This window comes from uncultured Ramlibacter sp. (assembly GCF_936925435.1).
In the GTDB taxonomy this organism is placed as follows: Bacteria; Pseudomonadota; Gammaproteobacteria; order Burkholderiales; family Burkholderiaceae_C; genus Ramlibacter.
The window spans coordinates 35843-53842 of sequence record NZ_CAKZHQ010000035.1; the positions used below are offsets into that span (position 1 = coordinate 35843).

At 66.9% G+C, this 18000-nt stretch carries 19 protein-coding genes; 11 read left to right on the forward strand and 8 right to left on the reverse strand.

Going from position 1 to position 18000, the window contains the following annotated elements:
- Positions 1 to 9: 9 nt before the first annotated feature.
- The 4 genes from tldD (at position 10) to Q0632_RS15340 (ending at position 4479) form a co-directional block, all read left to right on the forward strand.
- The gene (tldD, locus tag Q0632_RS15325) at positions 10 to 1470 is read left to right on the forward strand and encodes a metalloprotease TldD (protein WP_298931684.1); all 1461 of its coding nucleotides are present in this window, start codon (positions 10 to 12) and stop codon (positions 1468 to 1470) included.
- 1 nt (position 1471) lies between these two features.
- On the forward strand, positions 1472 to 2038 hold the full coding sequence (locus tag Q0632_RS15330; RefSeq protein ID WP_298931686.1) for a hypothetical protein: 567 nt from the start codon (positions 1472 to 1474) through the stop codon (positions 2036 to 2038).
- 198 nt (positions 2039 to 2236) lie between these two features.
- A complete protein-coding gene (locus Q0632_RS15335) occupies positions 2237 to 3358 on the forward strand; it encodes a 3-deoxy-7-phosphoheptulonate synthase (protein WP_298931688.1) in 1122 nt (373 codons plus the stop codon).
- An 89-nt stretch (positions 3359 to 3447) separates the two neighbouring features.
- Positions 3448 to 4479, forward strand: a complete 1032-nt coding sequence (locus tag Q0632_RS15340) for a hypothetical protein (RefSeq protein ID WP_298931690.1) — start codon at positions 3448 to 3450, stop codon at positions 4477 to 4479.
- Positions 4480 to 4492: 13 nt separating this feature from the next.
- On the opposite strand, the gene mpl is transcribed toward Q0632_RS15340, so the two are convergent.
- A complete protein-coding gene (mpl, locus tag Q0632_RS15345; RefSeq protein WP_298931692.1) occupies positions 4493 to 5863 on the reverse strand; it encodes a UDP-N-acetylmuramate:L-alanyl-gamma-D-glutamyl-meso-diaminopimelate ligase in 1371 nt (456 codons plus the stop codon).
- Between the two features lie 68 nt (positions 5864 to 5931).
- On the opposite strand from mpl, the gene Q0632_RS15350 reads away from it, so the two are divergent.
- From Q0632_RS15350 to Q0632_RS15380, 7 genes are all read left to right on the forward strand, one after another.
- The gene (locus Q0632_RS15350) at positions 5932 to 6531 is read left to right on the forward strand and encodes a hypothetical protein (RefSeq protein WP_298931694.1); all 600 of its coding nucleotides are present in this window, start codon (positions 5932 to 5934) and stop codon (positions 6529 to 6531) included.
- Positions 6528 to 7052, forward strand: coding sequence for a TlpA disulfide reductase family protein (locus Q0632_RS15355; protein WP_298931695.1), 525 nt, complete (start codon positions 6528 to 6530; stop codon positions 7050 to 7052). Before Q0632_RS15350 ends, Q0632_RS15355 begins: the two co-directional genes overlap by 4 nt.
- Positions 7053 to 7195: 143 nt before the next feature.
- Positions 7196 to 7654, forward strand: a complete 459-nt coding sequence (accB, locus tag Q0632_RS15360) for an acetyl-CoA carboxylase biotin carboxyl carrier protein (protein ID WP_298931697.1) — start codon at positions 7196 to 7198, stop codon at positions 7652 to 7654.
- Positions 7655 to 7672: 18 nt separating this feature from the next.
- Positions 7673 to 9022, forward strand: coding sequence for an acetyl-CoA carboxylase biotin carboxylase subunit (gene accC, locus Q0632_RS15365; protein WP_298931699.1), 1350 nt, complete (start codon positions 7673 to 7675; stop codon positions 9020 to 9022).
- Positions 9023 to 9904, forward strand: coding sequence for a 50S ribosomal protein L11 methyltransferase (gene prmA, locus Q0632_RS15370; protein ID WP_298931701.1), 882 nt, complete (start codon positions 9023 to 9025; stop codon positions 9902 to 9904).
- Between the two features lie 38 nt (positions 9905 to 9942).
- Positions 9943 to 10884 carry a DUF3426 domain-containing protein gene (locus Q0632_RS15375; protein ID WP_298931703.1) on the forward strand — a complete coding sequence of 314 codons (942 nt, stop codon included), beginning with the start codon at positions 9943 to 9945 and terminating at the stop codon, positions 10882 to 10884.
- A 22-nt stretch (positions 10885 to 10906) separates the two neighbouring features.
- Positions 10907 to 11788 (forward strand): carbohydrate kinase family protein, encoded by an 882-nt coding sequence (locus tag Q0632_RS15380; protein WP_298931705.1) that lies wholly within the window; start codon positions 10907 to 10909, stop codon positions 11786 to 11788.
- Here the strand turns inward: Q0632_RS15380 and Q0632_RS15385 are convergent.
- The 7 genes from Q0632_RS15385 to Q0632_RS15415 all read right to left on the reverse strand — a co-directional run.
- Entirely contained in the window at positions 11785 to 12552 is a 768-nt protein-coding gene (locus tag Q0632_RS15385) for an SDR family oxidoreductase (RefSeq protein ID WP_298931707.1), read from the reverse strand. The genes Q0632_RS15380 and Q0632_RS15385 overlap by 4 nt on opposite strands.
- 91 nt (positions 12553 to 12643) lie before the next feature.
- On the reverse strand, positions 12644 to 13597 hold the full coding sequence (locus Q0632_RS15390) for a branched-chain amino acid ABC transporter permease (RefSeq protein ID WP_298931709.1): 954 nt from the start codon (positions 13595 to 13597) through the stop codon (positions 12644 to 12646).
- Positions 13594 to 14478: a branched-chain amino acid ABC transporter permease gene (locus Q0632_RS15395; RefSeq protein WP_298931711.1), complete on the reverse strand. Its 885-nt coding sequence runs from the start codon at positions 14476 to 14478 to the stop codon at positions 13594 to 13596. Before Q0632_RS15395 ends, Q0632_RS15390 begins: the two co-directional genes overlap by 4 nt.
- Before the next feature lie 51 nt (positions 14479 to 14529).
- Positions 14530 to 15729, reverse strand: coding sequence for an ABC transporter substrate-binding protein (locus tag Q0632_RS15400; RefSeq protein WP_298931713.1), 1200 nt, complete (start codon positions 15727 to 15729; stop codon positions 14530 to 14532).
- A gap of 38 nt (positions 15730 to 15767) precedes the next feature.
- Positions 15768 to 16472, reverse strand: a complete 705-nt coding sequence (locus tag Q0632_RS15405; RefSeq protein ID WP_298931715.1) for an ABC transporter ATP-binding protein — start codon at positions 16470 to 16472, stop codon at positions 15768 to 15770.
- Positions 16472 to 17245, reverse strand: a complete 774-nt coding sequence (locus Q0632_RS15410; RefSeq protein WP_298931718.1) for an ABC transporter ATP-binding protein — start codon at positions 17243 to 17245, stop codon at positions 16472 to 16474. The genes Q0632_RS15405 and Q0632_RS15410 overlap by 1 nt, the downstream gene beginning before the upstream one ends.
- Positions 17246 to 17370: 125 nt before the next feature.
- The coding region (locus tag Q0632_RS15415; protein WP_298931720.1) for a methylmalonyl-CoA mutase family protein at positions 17371 to 18000 on the reverse strand (630 nt) is incomplete at its 5' end.

The following is an 18000-nucleotide window of genomic DNA, read 5'->3' on the forward strand; positions in this document are numbered from 1 at the left end:
AATGGGACGATGATCTCCCGCGAACCGACCATCGAGCGCCTGGCCACAGCGCGCAGCCTCCTGCTGGAACCCTTCGGCCTGGACGAAACCCATCTGGCCAAGGCTCTGGCCGAAATCCGGGCCCACAAGGTCGACGACGCCGACCTGTATTTCCAGTACACCCGCAGCGAGGGCTGGAGCCTGGAAGAGGGCATCGTCAAGACCGGCAGCTTCAGCATCGACCAGGGCGTCGGCGTGCGCGCCGTCAGCGGCGAGAAGACCGCTTTCGCCTATTCCGACGACATCTCCGAGGCCTCGCTGCTGGACGCGGCCCGCACCGTGCGCTCGATTTCGTCCGCAGCGCGCGCCGGCAAGGTCCGGATTCCGCCGCGCAAGATCGCTTCGAGCCGCTCGTTGTATGCCGGTGTCGATCCGATCGCCACGCTGGACAGCACGGCCAAGGTGGCCTTGCTGGGCCGGGTCGAGAAGCTCGCGCGGGCCAAGGATCCGCGGGTGGCGCAGGTGATGGCCGGCCTGGCCAGCGAATACGACGTGGTGCTGGTGGCACGCGCCGACGGCACGCTGGCGGCCGACGTGCGGCCGCTGGTGCGGCTGTCGGTGACGGTGATCGCCGAGCAGAACGGCCGGCGCGAGATCGGCTCGGCCGGCGGCGGCGGCCGCTTCGGCCTGGCCTATTTCGACGATGCCCAGGTCGAGACCTATGTGAACGAGGCGGTCAAGGCCGCCCTGACCAACCTGGAGTCGCGTCCCGCCCCGGCCGGCGAGATGACCGTGGTGCTGGGCGCCGGCTGGCCCGGCATCCTGCTGCACGAGGCCATCGGCCACGGCCTGGAGGGCGACTTCAACCGCAAGGGCTCGAGCGCCTTTGCCGGGCGCATCGGCAAGCGCGTGGCGGCCAAGGGCGTGACGGTTCTGGACGACGGGACGATTGCCGACCGGCGCGGCTCGCTCAACGTCGACGACGAGGGCCATGCCAGCCAGCGCAACGTGCTGATCGAGGACGGCATCCTGCGCGGCTACATCCAGGATTCGCTCAATGCGCGCCTGATGGGCGTCAAGCCCACCGGCAATGGCCGGCGCGAAAGCTACGCCCACATCCCGATGCCGCGCATGACCAACACCTACATGCTCGGCGGCGACCGGCAGCCCGATGAGATCGTGGCGAGCATCAAGAAGGGCCTGTACGCCACCAACTTCGGCGGTGGCCAGGTCGACATCACCTCGGGCAAGTTCGTCTTCTCGGCCAGCGAAGCCTACTGGGTGGAAAACGGCAAGATCCTCTACCCGGTCAAGGGCGCGACCATCGTGGGCAACGGCCCGGACGCGTTGACCCGCGTGACCATGATCGGCAACGACATGAAGCTCGATAGCGGCGTGGGCACCTGCGGCAAGGAAGGCCAGAGCGTGCCGGTGGGCGTGGGCCAGCCGACGCTGCGCATCGACGGTCTGACCGTGGGCGGGACGGCGTGACATGCCGTCCAAGCGCAATTCGCGCCTGACGATCGATCCTTCGACCAATCTGCCGAACATTGACGGCTTCGGCGCGCTGAGCAACTTCCTGCGTGCCTCGGTCTCGGACGAGGACAGCCGCCAGGTGTCCGAGAGCATGGGCCAGCTGGCCGCCCACATCGAGACCATCATCGCCAGCCTGCGGCGCAACCGCACGCGTGCCGACAACGCGCCCATGCTGGTGGACCTGCTGACCGTGCTGCGCACCCACCGCAATCTGGTGGTGGGCCTGGGCCTGCCCTGGCGCGGCCTGTACGAGTACGCCGCCTACCTGCAGTCGCTCAACAACTTCCGCGTGCTGATCGGCCAGTGGTTGATGGGGGCGGGCCCGCGCAGCGCGGAACTGCTGGTCACCGCCGAGGACTTCGAGCTGGTGGCCTGGCGCACCCTGGGTGACGGCTCCCTGCTGCTGGACATGCACGAGCAATGGGCGGCGCGCGAGGAGCCCGATGAGGTCTCGGCGCTGGGCGCGCTGCAGGAGCCCCAGGTCGAGCGGGCCCTGCAGTGGTGGAAAAAGCTGCGCCTGTGAGAGCGCCGGGCTGTGCTACATTGCACTTCATGCGTTCCACCCGCGTCTATTTTTTTGGCTACTTTTGGGCTTTCCCGTCCCCCGGCGGTCGAGAGAACTGAGCGCATCCAGAAAAACGCGACAGAACTCCCCACAAACCGCCGGCACCCCCGGCGGTTTTTTTATGCCCATTTGATCCGCAACCGAGAGGAAACCACGATGACCGCTTCGAACACCGCCAGCGACGCCTGGTATGCGCACCCCGTCGACAAGACCAGCCAGACCGACGACGAACGCATCAAGGACATCACCGTGCTGCCTCCTCCCGAGCACCTGATCCGCTTCTTCCCGATCCGCGGCACCGCGGTGGAGCAGCTGATCACCCAGACCCGCAAGAACATCCACAACATCATGGCTGGCCAGGACGACCGGCTGCTGGTGGTGATCGGCCCCTGTTCCATCCACGATCCGGCAGCGGCGCTGGACTACGCCCGCCGCCTGAAGGAGGTGCGGGCGCGCTTCAGTGACACGCTGGAGATCGTGATGCGGGTCTACTTCGAAAAGCCCCGCACCACCGTCGGCTGGAAGGGTCTGATCAACGACCCCTACCTGGACGAGAGCTTCCGCATCGACGAGGGCCTGCGCATCGCGCGCCAGCTGCTGATCGAGATCAACCGCCTGGGCCTGCCGGCGGGCAGCGAGTTCCTGGACGTGATCTCACCGCAGTACATCGGCGACCTGATCTCCTGGGGCGCGATCGGCGCGCGCACGACCGAAAGCCAGGTGCACCGCGAACTGGCCTCGGGCATCTCGGCGCCGATCGGCTTCAAGAACGGCACCGACGGCAACATCCGCATCGCCACCGACGCCATCCAGGCGGCGGCCCGCGGCCACCATTTCCTGTCGGTGCACAAGAACGGCCAGGTGGCCATCGTCCAGACCAATGGCAACCAGGACTGCCACGTCATCCTGCGCGGCGGCAAGACGCCCAACTACGATGCGGCCAGCGTCGCGCAGGCCTGCACGGACCTGCAGGCGGCCAAGCTGCCGGCCACCCTGATGGTCGACTGCAGCCATGCCAACAGCAGCAAGCAGCATGAAAAGCAGATGGATGTGGCGCGCGACATCGCCGGCCAGATGGCAGGCGGTTCGCGCAGCGTGTTCGGCCTGATGATCGAGAGCCACCTGCAGGCCGGCGCCCAGAAATTCACGCCGGGCAAGGACGATGCGGCTGCGCTGGCCTACGGCAAAAGCATCACCGATGCCTGCCTGGGATGGGAAGAATCCGTGGCAACACTGGACCTGTTGGCTCAGGCCGTGAAAAATCGCCGGATTTTGTAACTGATGTCTGAATTTACTTACATAAAGTAACAGAGCCCTTTATATTGGCCGCTGATGCCATTTGGCATTGCCAAAACACCATCAGCACCATGTCGATCGAACTGCCTGTCCTGCGTCTGGGCCTGGTCGGTTTCTCTGCCGAACAGCACGAGCGCATCGCCAGATTGCTGGTCAGCCCGGCTGCCGGCGGCATGGTGTGGCAGACCGGCAAGTTCAGCGAAGCCGATGCCTGGTGCGTCAATAGCGCGCGCACCCAGTCCCTGGCCGATGGCACCTTGCGCGTCGCCTCGGGCCTGCCCTCGGGCCGCTCGGTGCAGTTCAACCTCGAGGAAGTCGACCGACCGATCGCTTTCTCGATGCCGCCGGCGGCGTGCGAACTGGTCTCGACCTACCGTTTCGACCTGGACTCCGATGCCAGCATCCGCGCCGTGCTGGCCAGGTTCGAGAGCTGGCTTCAGCCGCTGACGGCGCAGTTCTACCTGGCTTCGCACATCATCGACAACGAGAGCGCCCTGGGCCGCGGCGTCTACCACGTGATCGCCCACGGCAGGCTGCTGGCGGTGGTGGACCTGCAAGGCGAGGTCGGTGTGCTGCCTACCGCTGGTCCGGGCGACTTCGAAGATGCCTTGTGGACTGCGCGGCCGGCCTCGGCCGCCGGGATCCCCGAGGGTTTCGTGCGCGCCAGCCTGTCTCAGCTGATGTGGCAGTACGCCGTGCGCACCCTGCGCGATGCGCTGCCCAAGCGCTACCGCAGCGGCCCGCTGTACTTTCGCCGGCTGCCGCGCCTGCCGCAGCGCCTGCTGACCGACTCGCACCTGCTGCTGCTGCGAGAGTTGGCGGGCGGACCGGCCAGCTTCGAGGACCTGCAGCAGCGTACCGGTCTGGGCGACAAGCCGCTGGCCCGCAGCCTGACGGCGCTGTACCTTGTCGGCTCCATCACCTCCAACCCCAAACGCGCCGGCGCCTGCCGCATCGCGTCGCGCCCGGCCGAAGACCCTGATTCGGCCCACGGCATCGGGCACAGCCTGTCGCCTTTGGGCATGGACTCGCAGCCGGTGAGCAACCGGCCCCGGCCGGCGCCGTCGGACCTGACCGCGCCCGCGCCGCTGTCGCTCGAATAGGCTGGAGCGCAGCTCAGCCGCGCTCCAGTGCCTGCAGCAGCTTCGCGTGGAAGCCGCCGAAGCCGCCGTTGCTCATGCACAGCACATGGTCACCGGGGCGGACGGCGCCGCGCACCTGCTGCACCAGTTCATCGATGGTGTCGGCCACCAGGGCGCGCTCACCCATGGCCGCCAGCGCCTCGCGCGGGTCCCAGCCCAGGCCGCCGCTGTGGCAGAAGGCCAGGTCGGCCTGCTCCAGGCTCCAGGGCAGCTGCGACTTCATGGCGCCCAGCTTCATGGTGTTGCTGCGCGGCTCGAACACCGCCAGGATGCGCTGCGTCCCGATCTGGCGGCGCAGCCCGTCCACCGTGGTGCGAATCGCCGTGGGGTGGTGGGCAAAGTCGTCATAGACAGTGACGCCGCTCACCGTGCCGCGCACCTCCATGCGCCGCTTGACGTTGCGAAAACGCGCCAGGGCCTGGGCCGCGACCACGGGCGCCACGCCCACATGGTCGGCTGCCGCGATCGCCGCCAGCGCATTGAGCTGGTTGTGCACACCGCCCAGCTCCCATTGCACGCGGGCCACCGCGACGCCGCCTTGCATCACCTGGAAGTCACCGGGTTCGCCTTGCGCCCAGAAGTCGCTCACCGCGGCACCGAAACTTCGCACAGCGCTCCAGCAGCCCTGGTGAAGTACCCGCGCCAGGCTGTCCTCCAGGCCGTTGGCCACCACCCGGCCCGAGGCGGGCACGGTGCGCACCAGGTGGTGGAACTGGCGCTCGATGGCCGCCAGGTCGTCGAAAATGTCGGCGTGGTCGAACTCCAGGTTGTTGAGCACGGCCGTGCGCGGCCGGTAGTGGACGAACTTGCTGCGCTTGTCGAAGAAGGCCGTGTCGTATTCGTCGGCCTCGATGACGAAGTGGGTGCCGGTTCCCAGCCGTGCAGAGACGCCGAAGTCCAGCGGCACGCCGCCGATCAGAAAGCCCGGCGCCAGGCCGGCCTGCTCCAGGATCCAGGCCAGCATCGAGCTGGTGGTGGTCTTGCCGTGAGTGCCGGCCACTGCCAGCACGTGCCGGCCTTGCAGCACGTGCTCGGCCAGCCATTGCGGGCCGCTGGTGTAAGGCGCTCCGGCGTCCAGGATGGCCTCCATCAGCGGGTAGCGGGGCGAGCCGTCGGCCTGGCGGGCGCGCGAGACCACGTTGCCGATGATCCAGACGTCGGGCTGGAGCGCCAACTGCTCCGCGCCGTAGCCCTCGATCAGCTCGATGCCCAGGCCGCGCAGCTGGTCGCTCATGGGTGGATAGACGCTGGTGTCGCAGCCCGTGACCTTGTGACCAGCCTCGCGGGCCAGCGCGGCCAGCCCCCCCATGAACGTACCGCAGATGCCCAGAATGTGAATGTGCATGGCCTGATTATCCCGTCGGTCAAAGCCGTACCGCGGACCGGGCGCGCCGTTGCATGCAGAATCGGCGGATGGACAGCCTGAAGTCGGAGATCGCGGCCACAGCGGCGCGCATGGTGGTGGAAGAAGGCCTGGAATGGGGCCCGGCCAAGCGTCGGGCGGTGCGTCAGCTGGGGCTGGCTGCGCGCACTGCGCTGCCGGACAACGAGATGCTGGAAGACGCCGTGCGCGAATACATTGAATTGTTCTGCGCTGACACCCAGCCGCTTGAACTGCTGGCCCTGCGCCGGCTGGCGCTGACCTGGATGGAGCGGTTGGCCCAGTTCCGGCCCTATCTGTGCGGGGCGGCATGGCATGGCACTGCCACGCGGCTGTCCGACATCTATCTGCAGTTGTTCTGCGACGACCCCAAGTCAGCCGAGATCGCCCTGATCGAGCACGGCGTGGCCTATGTGCCGCGCACTGTGACCGGTTTCAATGGCGAGGCCGTCGATGCCCTGAGCCTGTCCAGCCGTTGCCCCGAACTGAACGACATGATCGGCGTCCATCTCATGATCCACGACCTTGACGACGTGCGCGGGGCGCTCAAGCCCGATGCGCGCGGGCGGTCCCCGCGCGGCGACCACGCCGCTGTGCTGACGCTGGTGCGGGCTGCGGAGCATGTCCAATGAGCCGCCGGCAGGCCTTGGTCTATGGCGGTGTCGCCGCCGCGGCGGCCCTGGCTGGCGGCGGCCTGGCCTGGTGGCGGCTGGCGCCCGGGGAGGTCGCGGACAGCGCGGTGCAGCAGCTTTGGAGCCTGGAGTTCCAGACCCCGGCAGGCACCACCCTGTCCATGGCCAGCCTGCGCGGCAAGCCCTTGCTGATCAACTTCTGGGCCACTTGGTGCCCACCTTGTGTGGAAGAGTTGCCGCTACTTGACGGGTTTTACAAGGAACATGGGGGCAAAAGCTGGCAGGTCATCGGCCTGGCCATCGACCAACCCAGCGCCGTGCGCAGCTTTCTGGCGCGCACACCTGTGAGCTTTCCGGTGGGGCTGGCGGGTCTGGGCGGCACCGAACTGGGCAAGGCGCTGGGCAACCTCAGCGGAGGTCTGCCCTTCACCGTGGTGCTGGCTGCCGACGGCACTGTGCGGCAGCGTAAAATGGGCAGGCTGACGACAGCCGATCTGGCCCAACTGGTGTCTGGGTCCTAGCAGCGGGCCCGCTTCAGGTCTTGACGCCACTTTGCTTTTGTCAAGGCAAAGCGTGGAAATAATCGAAAAATAAGCGAAGAACCGGTAAGTAAGCGAATTTTGCGGTAAATTCGCCTTCCTTTCTGGAACGCGTTGGAGACCCCATGGATTTGCGCAAACTCAAGACCTTGATCGACCTCGTCTCCGAGTCGAATGTCTCGGAGCTTGAAATCACCGAAGCCGAAGGCAAGGTCCGCATCGTCAAAGGCGGCGGCGCCGTGGTGCAACAGTACGCTCCCGCCACGATGGCAGCTCTGGCCCCGGCCGTGGCCGGCCCCGCGCCCGCAGCCGCTGCCCCGGTGGCAGCAGCTCCGGCCGAAGCCGACAGCGGCCATGTGGTCAAGTCGCCCATGGTTGGCACCTTCTACCGCTCGGCCAGCCCGGGTGCCAAGCCCTTTGTGGAGATCGGCAGCACCATCAAGGAAGGCGAGACCATCTGCATCGTCGAGGCCATGAAGATCCTCAACGAGATCGAGGCCGACAAGTCCGGCACCGTCACCCGCATCCTGTGCGAAAACGGCCAGGCCGTGGAATACGGACAGCCGATGTTCGTGATCGAGTGACGTTGGGCCCGACGCCAGATGTTTAAAAAAATCCTAGTTGCCAACCGCGGCGAGATCGCCCTGCGCATCCAGCGCGCCTGCCGTGAGCTGGGCGTCAAGGCGGTGATGGTGTATTCCGAGGCCGACCGCGAGGCCAAGTACGTCAAGCTGGCCGAAGAGGCCGTCTGCATCGGCCCGGCGCCTTCGCCCCTGAGCTACCTGAACATGCCGGCCATCATCTCGGCGGCCGAAGTGACGGACGCCGAGGCCATCCACCCCGGTTACGGCTTCCTGAGCGAAAACGCCGACTTCGCTGAACGGGTGGAAAAAAGCGGCTTCCAGTTCATCGGCCCGACGCCCGAGAACATCCGCACCATGGGCGACAAGGTCTCGGCCAAGCAGGCCATGATCAAGGCCGGTGTGCCTTGCGTGCCGGGCTCGGAAGGCGAGCTGCCGGACGATCCTGTGGTGATCCGGCGCACGGCCAAGGCGGTGGGCTATCCGGTGATCATCAAGGCCGCCGGTGGCGGTGGCGGCCGCGGCATGCGGGTGGTCCACACCGAAGCGGCGCTGGTCAACGCGGTGCAGATGACCAAGGCCGAAGCTGGCGCGGCCTTCGGCAATCCGGCGGTCTACATGGAGAAATTCCTGCAGAACCCGCGCCACATCGAGATCCAGATCCTGGCCGACAAGCACAAGAACGTGGTCTACCTGGGCGAGCGCGACTGCTCCATGCAGCGGCGCCACCAGAAGATCATCGAGGAAGCGCCGGCGCCGGGCATTCCGCGCAAGCTGATCGAGAAGATCGGCGAGCGCTGCGTTGCTGCCTGCAAGAAGATCGGCTACCGCGGCGCCGGCACCTTCGAGTTCCTGTACGAGAACGGCGAGTTCTATTTCATCGAGATGAACACCCGCGTGCAGGTCGAGCACCCGGTGACCGAGCTGATCACCGGCGTGGACATCGTGCGCACCCAGATCATGGTGGCGGCCGGCGAGAAGCTGCCCTTCACCCAGCGCGACATCAGCATCCGCGGCCATGCCATCGAATGCCGGGTCAACGCCGAGGACCCGTACAAGTTCATTCCCTCGCCAGGCCGCATCACGACCTGGCACGCCCCCGGTGGCCCTGGCGTGCGCGTGGATTCCCACGTCTACAACAACTACTTCGTGCCGCCCAACTACGACTCCATGATCGGCAAGATCATCGTCCACGGCGACACCCGTGAGCAGGCCCTGGCGCGCATGCGCACGGCGCTGCTCGAGACCGTGGTCGAGGGCATCAACACCAATATCCCGCTGCACCGCGAGCTGATGGTGGACGCCAAGTTCATGGACGGCGGCACCAACATCCATTACCTGGAAGAGTGGCTGGGCCACCACAAGCGCTAGATGTTTGAACTGAGACTGCTCTGTCCTGAGGACAAGGTCGAGGTCCTGAGCGAGGCCCTGGACGCACTGGAAGCCCTGAGCGTCTCGGTCGAGGACGCCGACGCCCTGACCGATGCCGAGCAGGCCTTGTTCGGCGAGCCGGGCATGCCGCCGCCCAAGGATGGCTGGCAGCGCTCGCTGCTGATGGCCCTGTTCCCGACCGAAGCGGCTGCCGGCGAGGCTGCGGTGCTGCTGCAGGCGCAGGACTTTTTTGCCGGCTGCAAGCTGCTGGCCATTGCGCCCGTGCCCGAGCAGGACTGGGTGCGCCTGACCCAGTCGCAGTTCGCGCCGGTGGACATCACGCCCGAGTTCTGGATCGTGCCGACCTGGCACGAGCCGCCGGCCCAGGCGCGCCAGGTGATCCGGCTGGACCCGGGCCTGGCCTTCGGTACCGGCACCCACCCGACCACGCGCATGTGCCTGCGCTGGATCGCCCGCAACCCGCCGCAAGGCCAGCGCGTGCTCGATTACGGCTGCGGCTCGGGCATCCTGGCCATCGGCGCGGCCAAGTACGGTGCGGCCCAGGTCGACGCGGTCGACATCGACGAAGCGGCCGTGCAGTCTACGCAGGCCAACGCCTTGGCCAACCACGTGGACCTGCAGGTCGGCCTGCCCGACAAGGCTCAGGGCCGCTACCAGACGGTGCTGGCCAACATCCTGGCCACGCCGCTGAAGATGCTGGCGCCCTTGCTGTGCGCCCACGTGGCGCCGGGCGGCTCGCTGGTGCTCGCCGGCATCCTGGAGCGCCAGGCCGACGAGCTCAAGCAGGCCTACGCCGGCCTGGCACGGCTGGAAGTGGCCGACGCGCAGGACGGCTGGATCCTGATGACCGCCACGCTCTGAGGCGGCGCGCCGGCGCCGCTGGCTACAATCGCCCGCACATGAGCCTGATCACCTGCTGCCCGGCCTGCGGGACGATGTTCAAAGTCGTACCCGACCAACTCAGGATCTCGGAGGGCTGGGTGCGCTGCGGCCATTGCGCTGAGGTATTCGACGCCAGCGCACACCTGCACGATGGCGCGATGCCCGTCAGCGGGCCGCCGGCCGCACCGCCGCCGCAAGCGCAAATCCCGCAGCAGCCCGAGCCCTTGCCCGAAACCTTGGCAGACGCAGCGTCGGGCGAGCCTGCCGCAGACGCGCAAGCGGACGACGGCGATTCGCTGGCCCCGCTGCCGCAGCCGCAAGACCTGTCCTATCCGCCGTTTGCCCTGAGCCACGCCGATGGCTCCGACGACGATGGCGCTGCCGTGGCGGCGCCAGTCGATTCGGCCTGGGATGCGCCGCCTGAAGCCGATCTGCAGGACGTGTCCTTTGTCCGCCAGGCCCGGCGCAAGGCCTTCTGGCGGCGCCCCGGCGTGCGTGCCGTGCTGGTGCTGGCGGGGCTGGCGCTGGCCGCCTTGCTGGCGGCGCAGCTGGCCATCCACGACCGCGACCGCCTGGCCGCATCGCAACCGGGCTTGCGGCCGCTGCTGGAGGCGCTGTGCGATCCGCTGCATTGCTCCGTCGGCACGCCGCGCCAGATCGAGGCGGTGGTGATCGACAGCTCTTCCTTCAACAAGCTGCGCAGCGATGCCTACCGGCTGAACCTGACCCTGAAGAACCAGACCGCCATGCTGATCGCCATGCCGGCGATCGAATTGACACTGACCGATTCGCAGGACCAAGCCGTCCTGCGGCGGGTTTTGACGCCCGCCGACATGGGCGCCAGCGCCGGCGTGATCGGCGCAGCGTCGGAGTGGACCGGCTCGCTCGCCCTGAGCGTGGCACCGGGCTCCAGCGCCGGCCGGATCTCGGGCTACCGCCTGCTGGCCTTCTATCCCTGAACCTCACCGCGAGAACATTCCCATGGCTGCCGTCATCTGTGGTTCCCTGGCCTTCGACACCATCATGAATTTCGAGGGCCGCTTCTCGCAGCAGATCCTGCCCGAGCAGTTGCACATCCTCAATGTCTCCTTTCTGGTGCCCTCGCTGCGGCGCGATTTCGGCGGCTGCGCCGGCAACATCGCCTACAGCCTCAAGCTGCTGGGCGGCACGCCCCTGCCCATGGCCACCGTCGGCAGCGACGGCGCCGGCTACGTGGCGCGCCTCAAGGAACTGGGCATCAGCACGGAATTCGTGCGCGAGGTGGCCGACAGCTACACCGCCCAGGCGATGATCATGACCGACCTGGACAACAACCAGATCACCGCCTTTCACCCCGGCGCCATGATGCAGGCCCACGTCACCAAGATCGCGGCGCGGCCCGACATCAAGCTGGGCATCATCTCGCCGGATGGGCGCGACGCCATGCTGGAGCACGCCGCCCAGTTCGCCGCCGCCGGCATCCCCTTCGTCTTCGATCCGGGCCAGGGCCTGCCGATGTTCGACGGCAAGGAGCTGGCGAACTTCATCGCCCAGTCCAGCTGGGTCACGGTCAACGACTACGAAGGCAAGATGCTCAGCGAGCGCACCGGCTGGAGCAGCGCCGAGATCTCACGCAAGGTCAAGGGCCTGGTGGTCACGCTCGGCGGCGAGGGCTGCGAGGTCTGGACCCATGGCGAGAAGGCCGTGGTGCCGCCCGTCAAGGCCGCTGCGGTGGTCGATCCCACCGGTTGCGGCGACGCCTGGCGCGGCGCCCTGCTGCACGGCCTGGAGCAGGGCTGGGAGCTGGCGCGCTGCGCCGAGCTGGGCAACAAGGTCGGCGCCCTGAAGATCGCCAGCCGGGGCCCGCAGAATTACACGCTCTAGCCTCTCGCGAGGGTGACGCCGCCGTCGACCACGATGGTCTGTCCGACCACGTAGTCGCCGGCGCGCGAGGCCAGGTAGATCGCCACGCCTGCCATGTCCTCGTCGCTGCCGATGCGGCCGGAGGGAATGCGCCTGGCCACCTCGTCGCCATGGTCGCGCGCCACCTTGTTCATCTCGGAGGCGAAGGCGCCCGGCGCGATGCCGCTGACCACGATGTTGTCCTGCACCAGGCGCAGCGACATGCGCTTGATCAGGTGGATCAGGCCGGCCTTGCTGGCCGCGTACGAATAGGTCTCCAGCGGGTTGACCGAGACGCCGTCGATCGAGGCGATGTTGATCACCTTGGCCGGGCGCTGCTGCGCGGCGGCCTTGAGCTGCACGTGCAGGGCCTGGGTCAGGAAGAAGGGCGATTTGAGGTTCAGGTCCATCACCTTGTCCCAGCCCTTTTCGGGGAAGGTCTCGAAGCTCTCGCCCCAGGCCGCGCCGGCGTTGTTGACCAGGATGTCCAGCGCTCCCTCCCTGGCCGCATAGGCGGCGGCCAGGCTGTGCGCGCCCTCCACAGTGGAGACGTCGGCCGGCAGCGAGAAGCAGGGGCCCATGGATGAGAGCTCCCTGGCCGTGGCATCGCAGGCATCGGCCTTGCGCGACGAGATGTAGACGCGCGCGCCCTGGGCCAGAAAGCCCGTCGCGATCATGCGGCCGATGCCGCGCGAGCCGCCGGTGACCAGGGCGGTGCGGCCCTGCAGCGAGAAAAGATCCTTCATGCCTGCTCCTTGGTTGTTTGGCGGCAGGTTAGCGCCAACCATGGGTGCGGCCAATCACCTGCATGACAGCTGCGGGGCGTGGCGCCAGCTTTCAGGAGGCGTTGCGCGCGCGGCGCCGTTCCAGCCAGGCGTGGAGCTCACCGACCACGCCCTTGCGGAAGGCCAGCACGCAGACCACGAAGATCACGCCGATGATGACGTTGACCCAGGCGCCGACCTTGTCGGCCAGCATGTCCTGCAGGGCGATGACGATGCCGGCGCCGAACACCGGGCCGAAGAAGGTGCCCACGCCGCCCAGCAGCCCCATCAGGATGACCTCGCCCGACATCGACCAGTGCACGTCGGTCAGCGTGGCGAAACCCATCACCAGGGTCTTCAAGCTGCCCGCCAGGCCGGCCAGCGTGGCCGAGAGCACGAAGGCCAGCAGCTTGTACTTGTCGACCTCGTAGCCCAGCGAGATGGCGCGCGGCTCGTTCTCGCGGATCATCTTGAGCACCTGGCCGAAAGGCGAGGTGACGATGCGCGAGATCGCCAGGAAGCAGGCCACGAAGACCGCCACCACCACGTAGTACATGGTGGTGTCCGACGCCAGCGAGAGCAGGCCCAGCAGGCTGCCGCGCGGCACGCCCTGCAGGCCGTCCTCGCCGCCGGTGAATTTGGCCTGCAGGCAGATGAAGAAGACCATCTGCGCCAGCGCCAGGGTGATCATGGCGAAATAGATGCCCTGGCGGCGGATGGCCAGCAAGCCGACCACCAGGCCCATGGCCGCGGCGACCAGGGCGCCGGCCAGCACGGCCAGCTCCGGCGTGGCGCCCAGCGACTTGACGCACCAGCCGGTGACATAGGCGGCAAAGCCGAAGAAGGCGGCGTGGCCAAAGGACAGCAGGCCGGTAAAGCCCAGCAGCAGGTTGAAGGCGCAGGCGAACAGGGCGAAGCACAGCAGCTTCATCACGAACACCGGGTACAGGCCCAGCAACGGCGCCACTAGCAGCAGCACCAGGACGGCCAGGTAGGTCGGGCGGGTCAGTTTGGAAAGATCTTTCATGCTTCTTTCCCGAACAGGCCCGCCGGACGCAGGATCAGGACGATGACCATCACCACGAACACCACTACGCTGGAGGCTTCCGGGTAGAACACGCGGGTCAGGCCCTCGATCACGCCCAGGCCCAGGCCCGTGATGACCGAGCCCAGGATGGAGCCCATGCCGCCGATCACCACCACGGCGAAGACCACGATGATCAGGTTGGACCCCATCAGCGGCGTGACCTGGATGATGGGCGCGGCCAGCACGCCGGCCAGGGCGGCCAGGGCGGCGCCAGCGCCGTAAGTCAGGCAAACCATCAGCGGCACGTTGACGCCGAAGGCCTGGACCAGCTTGGCGTTCTCGGTGCCGGCGCGCAGGTAGGCGCCCAGCCGGGTGCGCTCGATCAGGAACCAGGTGCCCAGGCACACGACCAGCGAGGCCAGCACCACGAAGGCACGGTAATTGGGAAGGACCATGAAGCCCAGGTTGGTGGCGCCCGACAGCAGCTCGGGCACCGGGTAGGACAGGCCGGAGACGCCGTACTGCTCGCGCAGAACGCCCTCGAAAATCAGCGACAGGCCGAAGGTCAGCAGCAGCCCGTACAGCGGGTCCAGCCCGTACAGGTGCTTGATCATGGTGCGCTCAATGACCACACCCAGCAGGCCCACCACCAGCGGCGCCAGCACCAGTGCGATCCAGAAGTTCACGCCCCAGGTGTCCAGCATGAACCAGGCGGCGAAGGCACCCAGCATGTACAGGGCGCCGTGGGCGAAGTTCACGATGTCCAGCAGGCCGAAGATGACCGCCAGGCCCAGGCTGAGCATGGCGTAGAAGGCGCCATTGACCAGGCCCAGCATCAGCTGGCCGAGGAAGGCCTGGTGGGGAATGCCGAAGATTTCCATACACAAAAAGGGAGCCGGCCCCGGTGGGTCCGGCTCCTCAGGTGGCCTTTTTTATTTCTTGAGCAGCGAGCACTTGGACTCGGCGACGGTGGTGAAGGCCTGATCGCCCGGCACCTTGGCGATCTGCTTGTAGTAGTCCCAGGGCGTGTTCGATTCCTTGGCCGACTTCACCTGGAACAGGTACATGTCGTGGACCATGCGGCCGTCCGCGCGGATCTTGCCCTTGGTGTAGAAGTCGTTCATCTGCACGCTCTTGAGCTGGGCCATCACCTTGTCGGCGTCGGTCGTGCCCACCGTCTTGACGGCTTGCAGGTAGTTCCAGGCGGCGGAGTAGTCGGCCGCCTGCAGGCTCGACGGCATGCGCTTGTACTTGTCGAAGAAGCGCTTGGCGAACTTGCGCGATGCGTCGTCCTGGTTCCAGTACCAGCTGTCGGCCAGCTGCAGGCCCTCGGCATTGGCCACGCCCACCGCGTGCACGTCGTTGATGAACACCAGCAGGCCGGCGACCTTCATGGTCTTGTTGATGCCGAACTCCTTGGCGGCCTTCATCGCGTTGATGGTGTCGCCACCGGCGTTGGCCATGGCCAGGATGTCGGCCTTGGAGCCCTGGGCCTGCAGCAGGAAGGACGAGAAGTCCGAGGCGTTGAGCGGGTGCTTGACCGAGCCGACCACCGTGCCGCCGTTGGCCTTGACCACATTCGAGGCATCGGATTCGAGCGAGTGGCCGAAGGCGTAGTCGGCCGTCAGGAAGTACCACTTCTTGGCGCCGGCCTTGATCAGCGCGCTGCCGCCCACCTTGGCCAGGGCCACGGTGTCGTAGGCGTAGTGCACGGTGTAGGGCGAGCAGTCCTCATTGGTCAGGCGGGCCGAGCCGGCGCCAATGACCAGGAAGGGACGCTTCTTTTCCTTGGCAACGCCGCTCATGGCCAGGGCGGTGCCCGAAGAGGTTCCGCCCAGCAGCAGGGCCAGGTTTTCCTTGTCGATCCACTCGCGCGCCTTGGAGCCGGCCACGTCGGCCTTGTTCTGGTGGTCCGCGGTCAGCACCTCGATGGGACGGTCCAGCACCTTGCCGCCGAAGTCCTGCACCGCCCAGCGGATCATCTCGGCGCCGGCCGGGCCGTCGATGTCGGCGTACAGGCCCGACATGTCGGTGATGAAGCCGATCTTGACCGGGCCGGTCTGCGTCTGCGCCAGGGCACTGAAGGAGCCCAGGCCGACGGCCAGTGCTGCAACGAGGGTCTTGAGTTTCATGGTGGAGGTCTCCTGTGGAAGGTTTGTCGGGACGGGAACTAGACGCCGAGGTATTCCTGCAGCATGGCCTTGTTGCCGGCCAGCTCGGACTGCGCGAACTGCTTGACGATGCGGCCGTGCTCCATGATGTAGAAGCGGTCGGCCAGGGGCGCGGCGAAACGGAAGTTCTGTTCCACCAGGACAACGGTGTAGCCCTTGGCCTTGAGCGTGCGGATCATTTCGGCCAGCTTTTGCACGATGACCGGCGCCAGGCCTTCGGAGATCTCGTCGAGCAGCAGCAGGCGCGCGCCGGTGCGCAGGATGCGGGCCACGGCCAGCATCTGCTGCTCGCCGCCGGACAGGCGCGTGCCGGGGCTGGAAGCGCGTTCCTTCAGGTTGGGGAACATCGCGTAGATCTCGTCGATGGCCATGCCGCCCGGGGCGATCACCGGCGGCAGCATCAGGTTTTCCTCGGCCGACAGGCTGGCGAAGATGCCGCGCTCTTCCGGGCAGTAGCCCACGCCCAGGCGGGCCACCTTGTGCGGCGGCAGCTTGATCGCTTCCTCGCCGTGGATGCGGATCGAGCCCTTGCGCGCGCCGGTCAGGCCGACGATGGCGCGCATGGTGGTGGTGCGGCCGGCGCCGTTGCGCCCCAGCAGGCAGACCACCTCGCCCTCGTTCACCGTCAGGTCGACTCCGTGCAGGATGTGCGACTCGCCGTACCAGGCGTTCAGGCCTTCGATGCGAAGCAGTTCTTTCGTCATCAATGCGCCCCTTGCAGCTCGGTGTCGGCCGTGCCCATGTAGGCCTCGATGACCAGCGGGTTGGCCGAGACTTCGGCGTAGGGGCCGTCGGCGATGATGGCGCCGCGCTGCAAGACGGTGATGCGGTCGGCGATCGACGCCACCACGTTCATGTTGTGCTCCACCATCAGGATGGTGCGGCCGGCCGAAACCTTCTTGATCAGCTCGGTGACGCGGTGCACGTCCTCATGGCCCATGCCCTGGGTGGGTTCGTCCAGCAGCATCAGCTCGGGCTCCAGCGCCATGGTGGTGGCCAGCTCCAGGGCGCGCTTGCGGCCATAGGGCAGGTTGACGGTCAGTTCATCGGCAAAGCCTTGCAGGTCGACCGTGGCCAGCAGCTGGCGGGCCCGTTCGTGCAGGTGGGCCAGGCTGGACTCCGGCTTCCAGAAGTGGAAGGAGGTGCCCAGGTTGCGCTGCAGGGCGGCGCGCACGTTCTCCAGCACGGTCATGTGCGGAAACACGGCGGAGATCTGGAAGGAGCGGACGATGCCGCGGCGGGCGGTCTGGGCCGGCGCCTCGGCAGTGATGTCCTCGTCGTTGTAGGTGATGGTCCCCGAGGTCGGGTGCAGGAACTTGGTCAGCAGGTTGAAGAAGGTGGTCTTGCCAGCGCCGTTGGGCCCGATCAGGGCGTGGATGTGGCCACGCCGCACCTTGAGGTCCACCTGGTTGACCGCGACGAAGCCCTTGAACTCCTTGGTCAGGCCTTTCGTCTCCAAAATGAACTCAGCCGGCAAATTGTTCTCCGTCCTGCAAAGACTGCGAATCCTAGGGACGGGTGCTGCACTGCGGTAGGGGGTAAGACCTTAAGTAGTTTTGCGGGCACGCAGGAAGGCTGTCAGAAGGCTGACGCGCCAGCCCCCTACATGTTGCGGCGGTACTGGCCGCCGACCTCGAACAGGGCGGCGGTGATCTGGCCCAGCGAACAGACCCGCACCGCGTCCATCAGCACCTCGAAGACGTTGGCGTTGGCAATCACGGCCTGCTGCAAGCGCTGCAGCATGGCCGGGGCTTCGGTTGCGTTGCGGGCATGGAAGTCCTGCAGGCGGGCCAGCTGGCTTTGCTTTTCTTCCTCGGTGCTGCGCGCCAGCTCCAGCTTGTCCTGCACGGCGTCGCCGTGCGGATTGCGGAAGGTGTTGACCCCCACGATGGGCAGCTCGCCTGTGTGCTTGAGCATCTCGTAGTGCATGCTCTCGTCCTGGATGCGGCCGCGCTGGTAGCCCGTCTCCATCGCGCCGAGCACGCCACCGCGCTCGGCGATGCGCTCGAACTCGGCCAGCACGGCTTCTTCCAGCAGCTCGGTCAGCTCCTCGATGATGAAGGCGCCCTGGCCGGGGTTTTCGTTCTTGGCCAGTCCCCACTCGCGATTGATGATGAGCTGTATCGCCATCGCGCGCCGCACCGAATCTTCCGTCGGCGTGGTGATGGCCTCGTCGAAGGCGTTGGTGTGCAGCGAGTTGCAGTTGTCGTAGATGGCGATCAGCGCCTGCAG

Excerpts from the sequence above, each read along its gene's own strand:
- Q0632_RS15395 (WP_298931711.1), bottom strand. The coding sequence starts at position 14,478 with ATGGAAATCTTCGGCATTCCCCACCAGGCCTTCCTCGGCCAGCTGATG.
- accB (WP_298931697.1), top strand. The coding sequence starts at position 7,196 with ATGGATTTGCGCAAACTCAAGACCTTGATCGACCTCGTCTCCGAGTCG.
- prmA (WP_298931701.1), top strand. The coding sequence starts at position 9,023 with ATGTTTGAACTGAGACTGCTCTGTCCTGAGGACAAGGTCGAGGTCCTG.
- Q0632_RS15330 (WP_298931686.1), top strand. The coding sequence starts at position 1,472 with ATGCCGTCCAAGCGCAATTCGCGCCTGACGATCGATCCTTCGACCAAT.
- Q0632_RS15385 (WP_298931707.1), bottom strand. The coding sequence starts at position 12,552 with ATGAAGGATCTTTTCTCGCTGCAGGGCCGCACCGCCCTGGTCACCGGC.
- Q0632_RS15335 (WP_298931688.1), top strand. The coding sequence starts at position 2,237 with ATGACCGCTTCGAACACCGCCAGCGACGCCTGGTATGCGCACCCCGTC.
- Q0632_RS15405 (WP_298931715.1), bottom strand. The coding sequence starts at position 16,472 with ATGACGAAAGAACTGCTTCGCATCGAAGGCCTGAACGCCTGGTACGGC.
- Q0632_RS15375 (WP_298931703.1), top strand. The coding sequence starts at position 9,943 with ATGAGCCTGATCACCTGCTGCCCGGCCTGCGGGACGATGTTCAAAGTC.
- mpl (WP_298931692.1), bottom strand. The coding sequence starts at position 5,863 with ATGCACATTCACATTCTGGGCATCTGCGGTACGTTCATGGGGGGGCTG.
- Q0632_RS15355 (WP_298931695.1), top strand. The coding sequence starts at position 6,528 with ATGAGCCGCCGGCAGGCCTTGGTCTATGGCGGTGTCGCCGCCGCGGCG.
- Q0632_RS15400 (WP_298931713.1), bottom strand. The coding sequence starts at position 15,729 with ATGAAACTCAAGACCCTCGTTGCAGCACTGGCCGTCGGCCTGGGCTCC.
- Q0632_RS15390 (WP_298931709.1), bottom strand. The coding sequence starts at position 13,597 with ATGAAAGATCTTTCCAAACTGACCCGCCCGACCTACCTGGCCGTCCTG.
- Q0632_RS15380 (WP_298931705.1), top strand. The coding sequence starts at position 10,907 with ATGGCTGCCGTCATCTGTGGTTCCCTGGCCTTCGACACCATCATGAAT.
- accC (WP_298931699.1), top strand. The coding sequence starts at position 7,673 with ATGTTTAAAAAAATCCTAGTTGCCAACCGCGGCGAGATCGCCCTGCGC.
- Q0632_RS15340 (WP_298931690.1), top strand. The coding sequence starts at position 3,448 with ATGTCGATCGAACTGCCTGTCCTGCGTCTGGGCCTGGTCGGTTTCTCT.
- tldD (WP_298931684.1), top strand. The coding sequence starts at position 10 with ATGATCTCCCGCGAACCGACCATCGAGCGCCTGGCCACAGCGCGCAGC.
- Q0632_RS15350 (WP_298931694.1), top strand. The coding sequence starts at position 5,932 with ATGGACAGCCTGAAGTCGGAGATCGCGGCCACAGCGGCGCGCATGGTG.